At 61.8% G+C, this 17,346-nt stretch carries 15 protein-coding genes, 1 rRNA gene and 1 riboswitch; of the genes, 12 read left to right on the top strand and 4 right to left on the bottom strand.

The window, feature by feature from the left end:
* The first annotated feature begins 7 nt into the window (after window positions 1–7).
* The 9 genes from rrf (at window position 8) to FQ755_RS34605 (ending at window position 9,316) form a co-directional block, all read left to right on the top strand.
* Window positions 8–121 (top strand): 5S ribosomal RNA (rrf, locus tag FQ755_RS34645).
* A 597-nt stretch (window positions 122–718) separates the two neighbouring features.
* Entirely contained in the window at window positions 719–2,266 is a 1,548-nt protein-coding gene (locus FQ755_RS34640) for a NuoM family protein (protein WP_144162184.1), read from the top strand.
* Between the two features lie 330 nt (window positions 2,267–2,596).
* On the top strand, window positions 2,597–3,490 hold the full coding sequence (gene cyoA / locus FQ755_RS34635) for a ubiquinol oxidase subunit II (protein WP_144162181.1): 894 nt from the start codon (window positions 2,597–2,599) through the stop codon (window positions 3,488–3,490).
* A 3-nt stretch (window positions 3,491–3,493) separates the two neighbouring features.
* On the top strand, window positions 3,494–5,485 hold the full coding sequence (cyoB, locus tag FQ755_RS34630) for a cytochrome o ubiquinol oxidase subunit I (RefSeq protein ID WP_144162176.1): 1,992 nt from the start codon (window positions 3,494–3,496) through the stop codon (window positions 5,483–5,485).
* On the top strand, window positions 5,485–6,105 hold the full coding sequence (cyoC, locus tag FQ755_RS34625) for a cytochrome o ubiquinol oxidase subunit III (RefSeq protein ID WP_144162173.1): 621 nt from the start codon (window positions 5,485–5,487) through the stop codon (window positions 6,103–6,105). Before cyoB ends, cyoC begins: the two co-directional genes overlap by 1 nt.
* Window positions 6,106–6,438 carry a cytochrome o ubiquinol oxidase subunit IV gene (cyoD, locus tag FQ755_RS34620; RefSeq protein ID WP_144162170.1) on the top strand — a complete coding sequence of 111 codons (333 nt, stop codon included), beginning with the start codon at window positions 6,106–6,108 and terminating at the stop codon, window positions 6,436–6,438. It begins immediately after the preceding gene.
* Window positions 6,439–6,703: 265 nt separating this feature from the next.
* Window positions 6,704–7,996: a sugar efflux transporter gene (locus FQ755_RS34615; RefSeq protein WP_144162167.1), complete on the top strand. Its 1,293-nt coding sequence runs from the start codon at window positions 6,704–6,706 to the stop codon at window positions 7,994–7,996.
* Window positions 7,997–8,002: 6 nt separating this feature from the next.
* On the top strand, window positions 8,003–8,866 hold the full coding sequence (locus tag FQ755_RS34610) for an AraC family transcriptional regulator (RefSeq protein WP_144162164.1): 864 nt from the start codon (window positions 8,003–8,005) through the stop codon (window positions 8,864–8,866).
* 39 nt (window positions 8,867–8,905) lie between these two features.
* Entirely contained in the window at window positions 8,906–9,316 is a 411-nt protein-coding gene (locus FQ755_RS34605) for a DUF2000 domain-containing protein (RefSeq protein WP_144162161.1), read from the top strand.
* Window positions 9,317–9,386: 70 nt separating this feature from the next.
* Here the strand turns inward: FQ755_RS34605 and FQ755_RS34600 are convergent, their stop codons facing one another.
* Entirely contained in the window at window positions 9,387–10,010 is a 624-nt protein-coding gene (locus tag FQ755_RS34600; RefSeq protein WP_144162158.1) for an ATP-binding cassette domain-containing protein, read from the bottom strand.
* Between the two features lie 99 nt (window positions 10,011–10,109).
* Window positions 10,110–10,259, top strand: a riboswitch (adenosylcobalamin (AdoCbl) riboswitch).
* An 80-nt stretch (window positions 10,260–10,339) separates the two neighbouring features.
* On the opposite strand from FQ755_RS34600, the gene FQ755_RS34595 reads away from it, so the two are divergent.
* Complete coding sequence (locus tag FQ755_RS34595) at window positions 10,340–12,274, top strand: TonB-dependent receptor domain-containing protein (RefSeq protein WP_144162155.1); 1,935 nt, start codon at window positions 10,340–10,342, stop codon at window positions 12,272–12,274.
* Between the two features lie 105 nt (window positions 12,275–12,379).
* Here the strand turns inward: FQ755_RS34595 and FQ755_RS34590 are convergent, their stop codons facing one another.
* Window positions 12,380–13,159 (bottom strand): SDR family NAD(P)-dependent oxidoreductase, encoded by a 780-nt coding sequence (locus tag FQ755_RS34590; RefSeq protein ID WP_144162152.1) that lies wholly within the window; start codon window positions 13,157–13,159, stop codon window positions 12,380–12,382.
* Window positions 13,160–13,371: 212 nt separating this feature from the next.
* On the opposite strand from FQ755_RS34590, the gene FQ755_RS34585 reads away from it, so the two are divergent.
* On the top strand, window positions 13,372–13,941 hold the full coding sequence (locus FQ755_RS34585) for a TetR/AcrR family transcriptional regulator (protein ID WP_144162150.1): 570 nt from the start codon (window positions 13,372–13,374) through the stop codon (window positions 13,939–13,941).
* A complete protein-coding gene (locus FQ755_RS34580; RefSeq protein WP_144162232.1) occupies window positions 13,941–14,339 on the top strand; it encodes a PaaI family thioesterase in 399 nt (132 codons plus the stop codon). Before FQ755_RS34585 ends, FQ755_RS34580 begins: the two co-directional genes overlap by 1 nt.
* 66 nt (window positions 14,340–14,405) lie before the next feature.
* Here FQ755_RS34580 and FQ755_RS34575 read toward each other — a convergent pair whose 3' ends face one another.
* Together FQ755_RS34575 and FQ755_RS34570 are read right to left on the bottom strand one after the other, a co-directional pair.
* Complete coding sequence (locus tag FQ755_RS34575; protein ID WP_144162147.1) at window positions 14,406–15,902, bottom strand: M81 family metallopeptidase; 1,497 nt, start codon at window positions 15,900–15,902, stop codon at window positions 14,406–14,408.
* A gap of 63 nt (window positions 15,903–15,965) precedes the next feature.
* Window positions 15,966–17,291: an MFS transporter gene (locus FQ755_RS34570; protein ID WP_144162144.1), complete on the bottom strand. Its 1,326-nt coding sequence runs from the start codon at window positions 17,289–17,291 to the stop codon at window positions 15,966–15,968.
* Window positions 17,292–17,346 lie beyond the last annotated feature (55 nt).

Raw genomic sequence — 17,346 nt, 5'->3', positions numbered from 1 at the left:
AGTCATGCCTGATGACCATAGCGTGTCGGTACCACCCCTTCCCATCCCGAACAGGACCGTGAAACGACTCCACGCCGATGATAGTGCGGATTACCCGTGTGAAAGTAGGTAATCGTCAGGCTCCCTCGCAGAAAACAGAAACCCCACCCCTAAAAGGTGGGGTTTCTGCGTTTACGGAAACACATTAGTCGCAACTGTCCAACATCTGGGTTACGAGAATCCAGGCGAAACGCGCCGACAAGAGTCGGGATTGAACGACAGACGAATAGAAATGATTTTGTAAGCTACAACTCTCTGCACACAATATATTCTTTCTGATTGTAATAAATAATTAGCCACTCGCCGCGCCAGCTTCAACTTCATTAAGTCATTTGCGCCGCATCTGTCTTGCACCAAAATAGGTCGTTTTGCCGTGAAACACGACTAAATTTTGTGCAAGTGCACATCCTATTCCATACGCGCAATACCTAAGTCCGCAATAGAGTCTCACGACTACTGCACTAATCGCTTAACAGTGATTTGCGGCGCTGCAAAAATCTTAATTTCAGGTTATGCTGGTTAACCCTTGACGCAAGTGCGGCATTGGGACGCGTTGACTTGGCCCCCGAATCGAGCATTGCGCCTGTTTGGTGTAATGAGACCGTAATGTATATTTCAATGCTTTCAGCTTGACGGCCTTGATCCGGACGTTTTCCTGCTTCAGCTTCTTAAAGAACAAATGCAATCCGCTCCGCTTCTAAGCCTTCTGATCTGGGTCCCCATTGTGGCGGGCATCATCGTTTTGCGCGCGGGGACCGGTTCGCCCGGCCGTGCTCGCTGGCTCGCACTCATCGGTGCAATTGCCGGACTTTTGCCGGTTATTCCGCTCGTGGCAGGCTTCCAGAACGGCGTGCCGTCGATGCAGTTTGTCGAGAACGTCAAGTGGTTGCCGTCGTTCGACATTGCATGGCACCTCGGCGTAGACGGCATTTCATTGTGGCTGATCGTCCTGACCGCATTGACGACAGTCGTGATCGTGGTTGCAGGATGGGAGTCCATCAAGCTGCGCAGTGCCCAGTATTTCGGCGCGTTTCTGATGCTGTCGGGCTTCATGCAGGGCGTGTTCACCTCGCAAGACGGCATGCTGTTCTTCGTGTTCTTTGAAGCGACACTGATCCCGCTCTATCTGTTGATCGGCACGTGGGGCAACAAAAACCGCTCGCACGCGGCGGTCAAGTTCTTCTTCTTTTCGTTGATCGGCTCGCTGATGATGCTGCTCTCGATGCTGTATCTGTACGCACAGACCCACAGCTTCGATCTCGAAATCTGGCGCTCGGCGCAACTCGGCTTCGTGCCGCAAATGCTCGTCTTCCTCGGTTTCCTCGCCGCCTTCTCCGTCAAAGTGCCGATGTGGCCGGTGCATACCTGGCTGCCTGACGTCCACCTCGACGGCCCGACCGGCGCAGCCGTGATGCTCGGCATGCTGAAGATCGGCGGCTACGGCCTGCTGCGCTTCGCCTTGCCTATCACGCCGCAAGCCAGCCACTTCTTCGCGCCGGCGATGATCACGCTGTCGCTCGTGGCCGTGATCTATTCGAGCCTGCTCGCGCTCGTGCAGACCGACATCCGCAAACTGCTCGCGTATTCGTCGGTGTCGCACATGGGCCTCGTCACGCTCGGCCTGTTCATCTTCAATCCGCTCGGCCAGGAAGGCGCGATCATGCAAATGATCTCGTATGGTCTGGTGTCCGGCGCCCTGCTGCTGTGCACGGGCATGCTGCACGATCGCACGCAAACCGGCTCGATCGACGCCTACGGCGGTGTGGCCAATACCATGCCGAAGTTCGCGGTGTTCGTGATGCTGTTCTCCATGGCGAACGTCGGCCTGCCAGGCACCGCGGGCTTCGTCGGCGAGTTCATGGTCCTGATGGGCGCGGTCGGCTTCAATTTCTGGATCGGCGCGCTCGCCGCACTGACGCTGATTCTGAGCGCCTGCTACACGCTGTGGATGTACAAGCGCGTGATCTTCGGTGCAATCGCCAATGCGCGCGTCGCCAAGCTGGCCGACGTGGGCAAGCGCGAATTCGTGCTGCTGGGTGCGATGGCGGTGCTGGTGCTGGCCATCGGTGTCTATCCGAAGCCGTTCACCGATGCGATCAATCCGTCGTCGACCAACCTGCTCGCGCAAACCAATCGCTCGCCTCAACCGGTCGAAGCTGCTTCGGTCGAAAGCGGCGTGCGTTTGCAAGCCCGTGCTGCGCTAAATACAACACACGCGCCGGGCTGATCGAGGTGATGAACTAACAGCGTCGTGTCTGCGCAAGTGGATACGGCGCGCGTGTTTTTGTTTGACCCAGACATGGGCGGTCGTCTGGATGCGTGGTCGTTACTGGCTCACGCTGCGTAACGGCAGTGGCGGTTTGATTCCTTGATATGAAGCAAGCACCGGTCGAGTGCGCAAAATTGTGCGGCAACGTGTCGCACAATTTTGGCTCGCAAGAGATCGTTGCAAAAATAGTTCTTTATATTGAGAGAGCGGGGCTTTACTATGCGACCGCTTATTAATGGAGAGCGGTCGGATGATGTTCATCGAAGACGTAAAGAGCAGGCAATCGATATGAAAGAAAAGACTCTACGGGGGGCGATGAGTTCCGTCGCCATCGGGCTGGTAACGTTGCTCTCAGGGTGTAGCAGCCTGGATCTGCTGAACCCGAAAGGCAGCGTGGGCGTGGCGGAGCGTGATCTGATCGCCACCTCGACATGGGCCATGCTCATTGTCGTGATCCCGGTCATTGCATTGACGCTGCTGTTCGCATGGCGCTATCGCGCAACCAACACGAACGCCGAGTACCGTCCTAACTGGTCGCACTCCACGGGCATTGAGATCGCGGTGTGGACCATTCCTACGCTGATCATCCTGTTCCTGGGCGTATTGACCTGGAAGAGCACGCACGACCTCGATCCGTACCGTCCGCTCGAATCGAGCGTGAAGCCGATCAACGTCGAAGTGGTCGCACTCGACTGGAAGTGGCTGTTCATCTACCCGGATCTCGGCATTGCTTCGGTCAACCAGCTTGCGATTCCCGTCGGTACGCCGGTCAACTTCAATATCACGTCCGACTCGGTGATGAATTCGTTCTTCATCCCGCAGCTCGGCGGCCAGATCTACGCGATGGCGGGCATGCAGACCAAGCTGCACCTGATCGCGGATGAGGCAGGCGACTACGCGGGCGAATCGGCCAACTTCAGCGGCAAAGGCTTCTCGGACATGAAGTTCCGCGCCATCGCCGCGTCGCCCGCCGACTTCGACGCATGGGTCGCGAAAGTGCGCGCCTCGTCGAACAGTCTCGACATGAACCGCTACAACGTCGTGTCGCAGCCGGGCGAGAAAGCGCCGGTCACTTACTTCTCGTCGGTGGATCCGAAGCTCTTTCACAACATCATCGCCCGCTATAACAACGGCAACGTCATGGATCTGAAAGACGACAGCAACTGCAAGGCCAAGGGGTAACGCATGTTCGGTAAATTAACCCTCGACTCGATTCCGTACCACGAGCCGATTATCATGATCGCCGCTGCCATGATGGGCATCGGCGCGGTTGCGGTGCTCGGCACCGTGACGTATCTCGGCAAGTGGCGCTACCTGTGGAGCGAGTGGCTGACTTCGGTCGACCACAAGCGCCTGGGCGTCATGTACATCGTGGTTGCGATGATCATGCTGCTGCGCGGCTTTGCCGACGCCATCATGATGCGCACCCAGCTGGCGATCGCGTATCACAACCCCGGTTATCTGCCGCCGCATCACTACGATCAGATCTTCTCCGCGCACGGCGTCATCATGATTTTCTTCATGGCGATGGTGTTCATGGTGGGCCTGATGAACCTGATCGTGCCGCTGCAGATCGGCGCACGCGACGTGGCCTATCCGTTCCTGAACTCGCTCTCGTTCTGGATGACGGCAGTCAGCGCGATCCTGATCAACATCTCGCTCGTGATTGGTGAATTTGCGCAGACCGGCTGGCTGGCGTACCCGCCGCTTTCCGAGCTGAAGTTCAGTCCAGGAGTGGGAGTAGATTACTACATCTGGAGTTTGCAGCTTTCCGGTATCGGTACTTTGCTGACCGGGATCAACTTCTTCGTCACGATCGTCAAAATGCGCGCGCCTGGCATGACGTTCATGAAGATGCCGGTGTTCACGTGGACCGCGCTGTGCACGAACGTGCTGATCATGGCCGCGTTCCCGATTCTGACGGTCACGCTGGCCCTGCTCGGCCTCGACCGTTACCTCGGCATGCACTTCTTCACGAATGAAGGCGGCGGCAACGCCATGCTGTATCTGAACCTGATCTGGGCGTGGGGCCATCCGGAGGTGTACATCCTGATCCTGCCGGCGTTCGGTATCTTCTCGGAAGTCATCGCTACATACGCGAGGAAGCCGCTGTTCGGCTACAAGACCATGGTCTATGCGACCTGCGCGATCATGGTGCTGTCGTTCCTCGTATGGTTGCACCACTTCTTTACGATGGGTTCGGGCGCGGACGTAAATGCCTTCTTCGGCATTGCGACCATGATCATTGCGATTCCGACCGGCGTGAAAGTCTTCAACTGGCTGTTCACCATCTACAAGGGCCGTCTCGAGTTTTCGACGCCGGTGCTGTGGACGCTCGGCTTCATGGTCACCTTCACGATTGGCGGTATGACCGGCGTGATGATGGCGATTCCGGGCGCGGACTTCGTGCTGCACAACAGCCTGTTCCTGATTGCTCACTTCCACAACGTGATCATCGGCGGCGTGCTGTTCGGTTATCTGGCCGGCTTCAACTACTGGTTCCCGAAGGCGTTCGGTTTCAAGCTGAACGAAAAGCTCGGCAAGCGCGCGTTCTGGTTCTGGCAAATCGGCTTCTGGCTTGCCTTCGCGCCGCTTTATGTGCTCGGCTTCATGGGCATGACGCGCCGTCTGAATCACTACGACAACCCGCAATGGTATCCGTGGCTGCTGATGGCTGAAGCGGGCGCGATCCTCGTGGCGATCGGCATTGCGCATCAACTGCTGCAGATCTACGTGAGCATTCGCGACCGCAATCTGCCCGGCAATCGCGACGTCTCGGGCGATCCGTGGAATGGCCGCACGCTGGAATGGTCGACTTCGTCGCCGCCGCCGGTCTACAACTTCGCGATCGTGCCGACCGTGCATGAACTGGATGCGTTCACCGACATGAAGCTGCGCGCCAAGGCCGAACAGACCAAGCCGGTGTACCGCGACATTCACATGCCGTCGAACACCAGCGCCGGCTTCATCATCGCTGTGTTCAGCCTGGTGCTCGGCTTCGCGGCAATCTGGCATATCTGGTGGCTCGCGATCATCGGCATCGTCGGCGCGATCGGTACGGTTATCGTCCATAGCTTCAGCAACGACCACGGCTATTACATTCCCGCCGATACGGTCCGTCAGATCGAAGAAGGACACAGCGCAGGTAAGGCGCTTGAATTGGCAGAGGTGGATTAATGTCACAGACGACTACTTTAGGGCACGCACCCGGGCACGACGCCCATCACGACGCGGACCACGTGCCGTCGCAATCGGTGTTCGGTTTCTGGCTGTACCTGATGACCGACTGCATCATCTTTGCTTCGCTGTTCGCGGTTTTTGCAGTGATGAGCCACCAGTTCGCCGGTGGCCCGACCGCCAAGGACATGTTCGAGATTCCGGGCGTCGCGCTGGAAACAGCCGCGCTGCTGCTGAGTTCGATCACCTATGGCTTTGCCATGATCGGCGCGCACAAGGGCAAAAAGGGCATGGTGCTCGGCTGGCTCCTCGTGACGTTCCTGCTCGGCGTGTCGTTTCTCGTGCTCGAACTGCGCGAATTCGCCCACCTGATCGCCGACGGCGCAGGTCCGGACCGCAGCGCGTTCTGGTCGTCGTTCTTCACGCTGGTCGGCACGCACGGTTTGCACGTGACGTTCGGTCTGCTGTGGATGATCGTGCTCGCCGTGCAGGTGATTCGCGCGCCGGAACTGAGCGAGCGTGACATTACGCGCCTGACGTGCCTGAGCCTCTTCTGGCACTTTCTGGACATCGTCTGGATCGGTGTCTTTACCTTTGTCTACCTTACGAGTGTGATTTAAATGGACCACGGCCATACCGCTCACTCGGGTGAGAGCCACGGCAGCTTCGGCAGCTACACGGCCGGCTTCATCCTCTCCGTTCTGCTGACTGCTGCGGCATTCGGCGTCATCATGACCGGCTCGCTGACGGGCCATAACGCCGTGCTGGCAATCGCCGGGCTGGCGTTCGTACAGATCATCGTGCACCTCGTGTTCTTCCTGCACATGAACACGTCGTCGGCGCAGCGCTGGAACGTCATGGCATTTGGCTTTACGGTGCTGACGGCGGTCATCCTGATCGTCGGCTCGTTGTGGATCATGCATAACGTCGCCATGAACATGATGTCCCGTTAAGCCGCGTCAGATTGAGACGTATGCGAACGGCCCCTCATTCGAGGGGCCGTTTTGCATTTCAGGCCGGCTTCGCCGGTGCGGGCTGCCGATGTCCCGACGTGATCCTGTAAGCTTTGGCATACTGCCAGTTCGCCTGTGTGTCCTGCCGGCCTCCCTGGGGAATGCCGGCATGGGCGCCATTGCCTGCTTTTGCCGATAGCCAACTGCGTGCGCCGAGCCGATTCAGCGCGACGACGTATGCGGCCGGCATTACTTCGCGTCATCGATGAACTACACCCGACTCGTCAGTCTCACGCGCATTCCGTCCTTCATGTCGCTGGCGGGCGCGACGCTGATGCTCGGCGTGGCCATGTCGTTCACCGCGCCGTATCTGTCGCTGTTCGGCGTGGAGCGCGCCGGGATGACGCCGCTCAGGCTCGGGCTGTTCATGACGCTGATCGCGGCGAGCGGGGTGGCGGCGAGCGCCTGGGCCGGTAGATGGTCCGATCGCCACGGCCATCACCGCGCGTTGCTGCTGGCCGCGCTGGGCGCGGCGGCGCTCGGCTTTCTGCTGCTGTGTTTCGTGCGCGACTATCGCGCGTTGCTCATCATCGGCATTGCTTTTCTCGGCGCGGGTGGCTCGGCGCTATCGCTGGTGTTTTCGTTCGGCCGCGCGGCCTTGCCGGTGACGAACGAGTCCGAACGGACCTTTGCGACCGCGACGCTGCGCACGGTGCTGTCGGTGGCGTGGGTGTTCGGGCCGTCGGTGGGCGCGCTGGTGCTGGCCGCCATCGGCTTTTATGGGCTGTTTCTGTTCGCGGCCGGCTGCTTTGCCGCTTGCGGCGTGATTGTGTGGCGCATGCACGAAGCTCCGGATGACGGCTTGCCGGTCATTCCGGATCACGTCCCCGGCGATCCCGCTTCGGCGCTGGAAGTCACCGTGCTCGAGCCGGAAATACCGCCCGAGCCCGATTTCGTCCATCCGGTCGCACCGCAGCGCGTGATCTGGCGCTCGGTGCTGGCGCTGACATTAATCGGTCTCGCCGCCAGCGCGACCATGATCGTGCTGCCGCTCTACGTCGTCCATGGGCTGCACGGCACCCGCATCGACGTCTCGATCATGCTCGGGCTCGGCGCCTTCCTCGAAATCCCGATGATGCTCGCGCTAGGCGCCCGCGGCAGCTCGTTGAACAAGCTGCATTGGCTCGCGGCGTGTTCCGGCGTGCACATGCTGTATTTCATCTGCGTGGCCTCGGTCGGTTCCGTCTCCTTCCTGATTCCGATGCAGGCGCTCAACGCGTTCGTGGTCGCGGTCACGTCCTGCCTCGGCATGACCTACGTGCAGGATCTGATGCCGCGTTCGCCGGGCGCGGCCACGGCGTTGTTTTTCAACTCGTCGCGGGTGGGCTCGATCATGTCGGGCGTGTTGTCGGGCTTGCTGATCGCCGGAGTCGGTTATCGCGGCACCTTCCTGTTTTGCGGCTGTCTCGCGCTCGCGGCGCTGATCCTGTTTGCGGATCCGCCGTGGCGCCGCATGGCGCGCTATGTTCAGGACCGCTGGCCCCGGCGTGAGGAGTGAAGTGCCGTGTCTGCTGCTTCTGCACACAATTGGGTCGATCTATACCAGCACGAGCGCACCGGCATTGAAACGCTGCGCGCGCATTTCGAAGGTCATGCCTACGATCCGCACTGGCACGACGCCTATCTGATCGGCTTTACCGAGCAGGGCGTGCAGCAGTTCGATTGCCGCCGCACGCGCGTGCAAAGCACGCCGGGTCACGTGCTGATGATCGAGCCTGGCGATATTCACGACGGCCACGCACCGACGGCGGACGGCTTTACGTATTCGATGCTTTACCTGCAGCCGGATTGGCTGGTGCGCGAATTGCGCGCCTGGTCCGAAGCCGTGCCCGCGACGGGGCTGCCGCAATTCCCCACCACCTTGAGCGACGACCGCGCGCTCATCGCATCGATTGCGGCGCTGTTTCGCGTGTTGCGCAGCGACGAGACGCGCCTCGTTCAGCAGGCGGCGACGGATCAACTGCTCGAACATCTGACCCGTCATCTCGACTGGCGCCTGCATCACGAAGGCGATCCGTACATTCCGCCCGTCGCCCAACGCGCGCGCGAGTATCTACATGCGCATCTGCACGACGATATCGGGCTGGACGAACTGGCGGCGGCATGCTGCGTTGACCGCTTTCGTCTGACGCGTGCATTCAAGGCCAGCTTTGGGCTCGCGCCGCACGCCTATCTGATCCAGTTGCGGCTGACCAAGGCGCGCCAGTGGCTTGCGCGCGGCATGCCGGCGGCCGAGGTCGCGCACGCGCTGTGTTTTGCCGATCAGAGCCATCTGGGACGATGGTTCCGGCGCGCTTACGGACTGACGCCGGCGCACTACGGCCGTCGCTGCACAAATCTTCCAGACTCCACGCCGCACCACGTTTAGTCTTGCTGGCGAACGAGTTAATATGAAGGAATGGAAGCAATGGAGTTCGATACGAAAGTCGCGCTCGTGGTGCGCGACGACCTGGCATCATGGCAAAAGCTGAACGTCACCGCCTTTCTGGCCACCGGCATTGCCGCGTCCGCGCCCGAAGCCATCGGAATACCCTACGAGGACGCGAACGGGCGGCAATACGCCGCTTTGCTGAGGCAACCGGTGATGGTTTATGGCGGCGATTCAGCCGGCCTTCTGCGAGCATTTCAACAGGGCCAGCAACGGGAATTGACCATCGCGGTCTATGTGAAAGCCATGTTCTCCACGGGCAATGACGAAGACAATCGCGCGGCATTTCTCGCTGAACCCGCGGACCAGCCGGACCTGGTTGGAATCGCACTGCGCGGGCCGAAGAAGATGGTCGACAAGGCCCTCAAGGGATTGTCATTGCATCCGTGACGCGGGCGGGTACGTGACCATTCCTTTGGTCAGCCGTCGATAAACTCTGACGAGCCTCCACCAAGCCGCTTTAGCTCGCCGCCGCGAGATCCGCGAAGCTGACGGGTTTCGCTTCGCACGCCTGCGTCAGGGCCGCGTCGTAGCTCGTGAAGAAGACCACGCGGTCCTTGCCCAACTGTCTGAACAGATCCACCAGCACGGCGCGTGCGGGTGCGTCGAGCCCGCCGCCCGGTTCGTCTGCGATGACGACGCCAGGCGCCCCGATCGACGCCGCCGTCAGGAAGATTTTCTTGCGCGTGCCAAACGACATCTGCTCGAAACGCTTCTCGAGATGAGAGGTGAGGCCGAAGCGCGCCGCCAGGTCGAGCGTGCTGTTTTCGAGCGCCGTTTGCCGCTGCACGGCGACGCGTTCGAGAAACTCGCGTCCGGTGTCGAGTGGAAAGGTCAGGCAGTCTTCGGGCACGTAAGTCAGGGCGCGTTTGGCCGCGAGCGGCGCGGCGTTCAGCGAATGGCCGCCGAGCCAGACCTCGCCGGCATCGGCCGCTATTTCCCCGGCGAGAACGCCAAGCAAGGTCGACTTGCCGCTGCCACTTTCGTCGTTCAGCGCCACGCAGCCGGTGCTGGCGCTGAAATGCAGCCCCTGAAAAACAGTGCGTTCGCCGTAGCGTTTGCACAGGTTGTCGAATCTAAGCATGGGTCATCCGTCTCTCGGACTGGCAAGTTTACCTTAACGTCAGGACCTGTCGCATCCATCCCACGCCGCGCCCGAATTTGCCCAGCCTGCCGCGGTTCCTCCGTAAAATACCGCCCGTACGACTCGTGGAAGCTGGTGAAAATCCAGCGCGGTCGCGCCACTGTGACCGGTCGCAGCTTGACCGGAAGTCAGACCTCGGCGTCGTATCCCTCTTTCGGCTTTGGGGCGCGTAATCCTCCTCAGCCGCACGCTGTATAGATCAGACATCGAATGACCGCGTCCGCGCGCGCAACAAGTCATCCAGTCGTCGAATAATAAGGATGTTCCTTATGAAGTTCCGTCGTTTCATCATTACGTCCGCACTGACCGTTTCGGCGTGCCAGCTTGCATACGCTGCGGACGATTCGTCGTCGCAGCCGTCCGAACAGCAGAACCCGGCCACCACCACGCTGCCGAATATTCTCGTCACAGGCGATACGCAGCATCTGCCGCAATCGTTCGATCAGCGCTATGCCTCGACGCAGGTTCTCACGCGCGCGGACCTGGACCGTCTGTCGCCTATCGACCCCAGCATCACGCAGGCGCTTGCCACGTTGCCCGGCGTGACGATTTCGCAGAACGGCGGGCCGGGGTCTTCCGCCGGCGTCAGTATTCGCGGTTCGGCGACGAATCAGGTGGCGGTGTTTATCGACGGCATCCGGGTGGGTTCCGCGACGACCGGCGAGGCCGAATGGGCTGATCTGCCGACCTCCGCGTTCGACCGCGTCGAGGTCATTTCGGGGCCGGCGGCGGCGACTTTTGGCGCGGATGCGATGGGCGGCGTCGTGCAGCTCTTCACCAATCACGCTGCGAATCAGCCGAACCAGACCACGGTGTCGTTCGGTGGCGGCTCGAACAAGACCTTCGATACACAGCTACGCACCTCGGGCAGCATTCCGTCGACCGGCCCGCTCGCGGCGTTGTCCGGCGTGACCTATTCGCTGGGCCTGCACGACTACAACACCGCAGGCATCGACGCCACCCAGCCGTATGCATTCGGCCACGAAGACGGTCGCAATCCGTATCATGCGCAGGACGTAGATGGACGCCTCGGCTACGCGCACGGCAACTGGTCGATCTCCACCTTCGTCCTGTATCACAAGTCCGATCTCTCTTATGACGATGCGGGCTCCGATGATCACCAGCTCGATCATCAACTGACGACGGGTCTCGCATTCCATCTGGACATCACGCCGTCCACGCAATTCGATCAGTCGGTGGGCTACGCGAACGATCGTCAGTTCCTCTATGCAAACGACCCGACCATCCCGACGGATGAAATCGACTCGACGCGCCTGAGCACTTCGACTTCGCTGACGCACCAGGAGCACGGCCCGGCGCTTTTCAGCCTGCCGCTGTCCGGCGAGACCAAGCTCGCTTATGACTTCTCGCGCGAGCAGGCTTTCCTGCCGATCGATATTCCCGATGGCGTGCCGACCCGCAACGATTCGGCGGTCTCGCTGCATCAATCGGCCACGTTGGGCCCGTTGACCGTGTTCCTCGCCGGCCGGCATGAGATTATCGAAGGCCAGTCGGTCAACACCGGCAATGTGGCCGTGGCTTATGCGATCACGCCGGTGTATACGGCACGGCTTTCGTATGGCAATGCATTCCGTCTGCCGACGTTCGACGATCTGTACTACCCGGGCTTCGGCAATCCGGATCTGTTGCCTGAACGCAGCGATACCGTCGAAGCCGCGCTGGATGCCAACACGGCGTTCGGTACTTTTACGGCGGCGCTGTACGACACGCGCGTGCACAACCTGATCACCTATAACTCCGAGACTTTCCTGCCCGCCAACGTGGGCCGGGCGCGTATTCAGGGCATCGACCTTTCCTACAAGGGCACAATCGGCAAGTCGACGCCAGTGAGTCTCGCGATCGGCATTCTGAACCCGCAGGACGTCAGCGACCAGACCTGGCTGAATCGCCGTCCGCGGCAGACGGTGAGCCTGAATGTCGACCATATGTGGGACGAGTTCAACCTGCATGCACTGAGCACCGGCGTGACGCTGCTGTACGGCGGCTCGACTTACGACGACCAGTTCAACACGACTTATCTGCCGTCGTACACCACGCTCGGATTGCGCGCCGCGTACAAGGTCAATTCGCATCTCGTGCTGTCCGCCAACCTGTCGAACCTTTTCAACCGCCAGATGGTGACGGCGTATGGTTATAACTCGTTGGGCCGGACGGCATTTGGTAAGCTATCCTACACGTTCTAGGTAGCGAAGCGTCCCACTAGAAAACGCCCGAACCGCATCTGCAGGCTCGGGCGTTTTGCCTTTAACGGACGCTGCCGTTAGCGGGCAGCCCTCAAAGCACTATGCTTAGGACTTTCGACGATACAACGCTGCGCCCCATGGAGCACCCGTCGTTCCGCCATCCACGACGATTTCCGCCGCGGTGATACCGGCCGCGTCGTCCGAAGCGAGGAACAGTGCAGCCTTGGCGACTTCCTCCGGCGTGGCAAGACGGCCGAGCGGAATCGACGGCGAGAGTGCTTCTTCCGTGCCGTCGAGCGTCGCGCCGGCGCGTGCGCCGCGAGTCCAGATGGGCGTGCGTGTGCCGCCCGGAATGACCGTATTGACGCGGATGCCGCGTCCCACCAGTTCGGAGGCAAACACCTTTGCCATCCCCGTTACGCCCGCCTTGGTGGCGGAATAGGCGGCTGAGCCCGGCGAGCCGAGCTGGCGCATGACCGAGCCGTTCAGGACAATCGAACCGCCCTCGCTCATCAGCGGCAGGGCGCCCTGCACGGTCAGGAACACGGCGGTGAGGTTGGTGCGCAGAATGGCTTCGAAGGCGGCGGCAGTCGTGCCGCCCAGCGGCGTCGGGCCGGAAATGCCGGCGTTGGCGAACACGATATCGAGTGAACCGAAGCTGTCTTGGATCTGCTTGAACATCGCGTCGATGGCGTTCGGGTCGTCCAGATCCGCGACGATGCCGAGGGCGTTTTCGCCCAGTTCCGCCACGGCGTTATCCAGCTTGGCGCGATCACGCCCTGTAATCGCGACCCGGCCGCCGTCCGCAATGAAAAGTTGCGCCGCCGCGAAGCCGATGCCGCTGTTGCCGCCCGTCACGAGCGCCGTTTTGCCTGTAAAACGCATGTTGCTTCTCCTGTTTGATGCGCCGCGAGGCCGCGTTCAGAGCCGCGAGCGCCCGCTTTGCGAGACCTGTTTGAACATCGGATGGCGCAGGAAAGCGGCCGCATCCGGGACATCACGAGCATTGCCAACACCCGAAATCTGTATGTTGATCATCATGCACATTTTCAGTATTATGTTCATCATGCAGATTGTCAAGCGTCACGGAGAAAAAAATGGGCTATTCGCAGGCACAGAAGGCTGAGAGCCGGCAGCGTGTGCTGGAGAATGCGTCGCGGCAGATTCGCGAGAACGGTATCGACGCGCTCGGCGTGGCCGACGCCATGCGCAGCGCGGGGCTCACGCATGGGGCGTTTTACGGTCACTTCGCGTCGCGCGATGCGCTGATCGTGGAGGCGCTCGAATACGCACTCACGCAAAGCAAGGCGCGCATGGAAGCGCGGAAAAAGGGCGGCGTCGCGTCGCTGAAGGCGATTGCCGAGGGGTTTCTCGATCAGCGCCACGTGGACGATGCCGGCGGCGGCTGCGCGCTGTGCGCACTGGCGGGCGAGGCGCGCTATGCGAGCTCCGATATCCGCGCCATGTTGACGCGGTACACGCGCGACTTCACCGCGCGCATTGCGGAGTCTCTTTCGGGTGGCGACGAAAAGGCGGCGCTCGGCATTGTCGCGACCATCGTCGGGGCCGTTGCGCTGGCTCGCGCGGTGGACGACGACGAACTGGCCAAATCGATTCTGGCGTCGTCGTTCGCGCTGGTGATGTCGCAAGACGGCGGAGGACAATGATGGCCGATCATCCCATCGACAACCCTTTCCTCGAATCGCTCGGCGTGCGGCTGACGCAATGGCGTGACGGCTATGCGGAGCTGCGTATGTCGATCGACCCCAGCAAGCTCAATCGGCAGGGCGTGTTGCAGGGCGGCGCGATTGCCACGTTGCTCGATGCCGCAGCCGGCTACGCCGGTCTGTACGCGGAGCCGGGCCAGGCGGCGCGGCACGCGTTCACGCTTTCGCTGACCACCAACTATCTCGACAAGGGGCTCGGCGAATTCGTCACCGCGAAGGGATTTCTCGAACGTCAGGGCCGCTCGATTTTCTTTTCGCGTGGCGAGGCGTGGGTGGACGACCGGCTTCTGATTGCCAGCGCCCAGGGCACGTTTAAATATTCGAAAGGGGCGGGTTAGGGATGGGGCCGGCAGGCCCCTTTTCGTTACCGGACTCTTGCGTAGCGGCGCGTTGGCGCGGCGACTTTAGCCGCCAAACGCCTGACCCATCGGCCGCACGCGGATACCCGGCGTCAGGCGCGTCCACGGCAGGTCCGCCGGATCGGCGGTCATCGGACCAGGCGCCTTGGCCACCAGCACCGCGTGCGCGATAGGCTCGAAATCGGCGCGGAAATGCACCGAGCTTTTGTTGACGAGAATCTTCATCGCTTCCGGTTCGATGCCCGCCACGCGATAGAGATTGCGATCGAGCATCTGCGCCTTCGTCGAACTGACCGCGATGCGCACGCCGTCGATGGCGAGGCATGCAACCGGTCCGAGATCCACCTGCATGCCGTGCATCATCGGACCGTCGTAACGGCAGCGACCATCGGAGAGCGCCACGACCTCGAAGGCACCGACGAACGGCGTGTCCCCAGGCGTCCCGGAGCGGCCGCCCAAAGTCAGTTCGAGCGTCGCGCCGACGCCCGCCGCGTGAGCCCGCGCCGCGGCTTCGGGATCCCACAGCAGGCCTAGCGCGGCATCCTGCGCGCCGTTGTCGAGCAGGGCGCGCAGCATGCCGGTGGTGTTGGAGTCGGCACCGGCGCCTGGGTTGTCCTGCGTATCGGCGATGACGACGGGCTTATCCGCGCTCGCACTCAGACGCATGGCTTCGGCGACGGCTGCGTCGGGCGAGAGGAACGGCACGGCCCACTTCGCTTCGTCACGCAGCATCATGTCGTGGAGCGCGTCCACTGCCTGCCGCACCGCCGCGGCATCTTCGCCGTAACCCCAGATGACGGGACCACATTCCGGAAAGTCAGCCGCGGGGAAGCCCGGCGTGAACGACAGCGAAACGACCGAGCCCGTCTCCAGTTGGCCGAGAGCGGCATACATGGAACGCGCCGGCTCCAGCATCGTGCACATGCCGTTAATCGGAATCAGGAACGGCAAACGCCGGGCGGCTTTCGCCAGCGGCTTGCGATCACGCAGCAGGCGCGCGAGCAGCCGCTCGGCGCGTGCGCCGGTTGCGGCCATATCGACGTGCGGATAGGTGCGATAGGCGACGAGGGCATCGGCGCTGGCGAGCATGCGCTCCGTCACGTTGCCGTGCAGGTCGAGCGAGGCGACCAGCGGCACGTCGGCGCCGATCCGGGCGCGGATGCGGGCCAGCAACTCGCCTTCGCCGTCGTCCACATGCTGCGCGACCATCGCGCCGTGCAGGTCGAGGTAGACGGCATCGAAACCACCCTGGGCCGCCGCCGCAACGATCTCGCCGGCGATGCGCTCGTAGGCGTCTTCCGTCACCTGCGCCGAGGGGCTGGCGGCGGTCCAGATGACCGGCAGCAGGATGTGTCCCTGCTGTTCGCTGGCGCTGATAAAGCCGCCGATCGGCAGGTTGACGTCGCGCAGCGCCAGCACGGCTTCGCCGCGCGCCATCGCCGGATGGCCTTCGCCACGCACGAAGCTGTCGTAGGTCGCCGGTGACGGTGCGAAGGTGTTGGTCTCGTGCTGGAAGCCAGCAATCAGAATTTTGAATGCCATTGGGTTGTCTCCATGAGGGCCGGCGCAGCGGTGCGCGCCGGCGTGTATGGGTAGTCTTGGCGCCTAGACCCGCACGGGCTGGGCAGGTTGGGTGGGCGACGCCGGTTGACGGGCGGGCAGGCGGTTGGCGACCAGCAGGATTGCGCCGAGCGCCAGCAGCCCCACCATGACGTACAGGCCGGCCTGCAGACTGCCGGTGGCGCTCTTGGCGAGGCCAATGATGGTCGGGCTCAGGAAGCCGCCCATCAGGCCGATCGTATTGATCAATGCGATGCCGCCAGCGGCCACGTCGCCTTTCAGATATTCGGACGGAATCGCCCAGAACACCGTATAGGAGACCCACATCATCGCGGTGGCGACGGTCATGAAAATCAGCGACAGCGCGAGTTGCCCGCTCGCCAGCGTCGCCGCCGCCAGCGCGAGCGCGCCGATCAGCGCAGGCACCGCGCTATGCCAGCGCCGCTCGCGGAAACGGTCCGAACTGCGGCCGCCGATATACATGCCGATGACCGCGGCGATATACGGAATCGTCGAGTAAAGACCGATCTGCAGCGTGTCTTTTACGCCGTCGGCCTTGATGATGGTCGGCAGCCAGAAGTTGACCGTGTAGATGCCGCAGATCACGCAGAAGTAGGCAATCGCCATCAGGTACACGCGCGGGTCGCGCGCCACCTGGCCGAACGAACGGTGCGCCACGGCCGGCGCGGCGAGGCCGACGTCGAGCGTGCGCCGCTCGTCGGCGGAGAGCCACGTCGCGGTGGCTGGGCGGTCGGCAAGGAAGAACCAGGCGATCAGCCCGAGCAGGATGCACGGCAAGCCTTCCACGAGAAACATCCATTGCCAGCCGGCGAGGCCGAAGGCACCCGCGAAGGCCGTCATGGTCCAGGTGGACAGCGGACCGCCCACCACGCCGCTGAGCGGCCCGGCGATCATCACCGTGGCGATGGCGCGCGCCATGCGCGCTTCGCCGTACCAGTAGGTCAGGTAGAAGATCATCCCCGGTGCGAAGCCCGCCTCGAAGACTCCGAGCAGAAACCGCAGTCCGTAGAACATCGTCACGTTGTGGATGAACAGCATGGAGGCGGAGGTCAGTCCCCATAGCACGAGAATGCGGCTGATGGTCTTGCGCGCGCCGAGCTTGGGCAGCAGCAGATTGCTCGGAATTTCGAACAGCACGTAGCCGAGGAAAAAAATGCCCGCGCCGACGCCGTACACCGCGTCCGAGAAGCCGAGGTCGCTTTGCATCTGCAGTTTCGCGAAGCCGATGTTGAGGCGGTCGAGGCAGGCGAACAGATAGCAGATCAGCAGAAAGGGCAGCAGACGCCAGTTCAACCGGTGGTAGAGCGCCGTGGTCTGATCGGCGCTCGGATTCGACGGAATAGCGGACACGGACGATCTCCAGAAGAGGATGGGCAGGCAATGCGTGACCGGACCATAGTCGACA

Origin of the sequence: Paraburkholderia sp. BCC1885 (assembly GCF_900996235.1) — a bacterium.
In the GTDB taxonomy this organism is placed as follows: domain Bacteria; phylum Pseudomonadota; class Gammaproteobacteria; order Burkholderiales; family Burkholderiaceae; genus Paraburkholderia.
The sequence above is the reverse complement of the archived record's forward strand: the minus strand, read 5'-3'. Positions and strand labels throughout refer to the sequence as shown.

What these genes read in the sequence shown, in the direction of transcription:
- FQ755_RS34580 (WP_144162232.1), top strand. Translation starts at nt 13,941, where the DNA reads ATGGCCGATCATCCCATCGACAACCCTTTCCTCGAATCGCTCGGCGTG.
- FQ755_RS34640 (WP_144162184.1), top strand. Translation starts at nt 719, where the DNA reads ATGCAATCCGCTCCGCTTCTAAGCCTTCTGATCTGGGTCCCCATTGTG.
- FQ755_RS34595 (WP_144162155.1), top strand. Translation starts at nt 10,340, where the DNA reads ATGAAGTTCCGTCGTTTCATCATTACGTCCGCACTGACCGTTTCGGCG.
- FQ755_RS34575 (WP_144162147.1), bottom strand. Translation starts at nt 15,902, where the DNA reads ATGGCATTCAAAATTCTGATTGCTGGCTTCCAGCACGAGACCAACACC.
- FQ755_RS34605 (WP_144162161.1), top strand. Translation starts at nt 8,906, where the DNA reads ATGGAGTTCGATACGAAAGTCGCGCTCGTGGTGCGCGACGACCTGGCA.
- FQ755_RS34600 (WP_144162158.1), bottom strand. Translation starts at nt 10,010, where the DNA reads ATGCTTAGATTCGACAACCTGTGCAAACGCTACGGCGAACGCACTGTT.
- FQ755_RS34590 (WP_144162152.1), bottom strand. Translation starts at nt 13,159, where the DNA reads ATGCGTTTTACAGGCAAAACGGCGCTCGTGACGGGCGGCAACAGCGGC.
- FQ755_RS34585 (WP_144162150.1), top strand. Translation starts at nt 13,372, where the DNA reads ATGGGCTATTCGCAGGCACAGAAGGCTGAGAGCCGGCAGCGTGTGCTG.
- FQ755_RS34615 (WP_144162167.1), top strand. Translation starts at nt 6,704, where the DNA reads ATGAACTACACCCGACTCGTCAGTCTCACGCGCATTCCGTCCTTCATG.
- cyoD (WP_144162170.1), top strand. Translation starts at nt 6,106, where the DNA reads ATGGACCACGGCCATACCGCTCACTCGGGTGAGAGCCACGGCAGCTTC.
- cyoC (WP_144162173.1), top strand. Translation starts at nt 5,485, where the DNA reads ATGTCACAGACGACTACTTTAGGGCACGCACCCGGGCACGACGCCCAT.
- cyoB (WP_144162176.1), top strand. Translation starts at nt 3,494, where the DNA reads ATGTTCGGTAAATTAACCCTCGACTCGATTCCGTACCACGAGCCGATT.
- cyoA (WP_144162181.1), top strand. Translation starts at nt 2,597, where the DNA reads ATGAAAGAAAAGACTCTACGGGGGGCGATGAGTTCCGTCGCCATCGGG.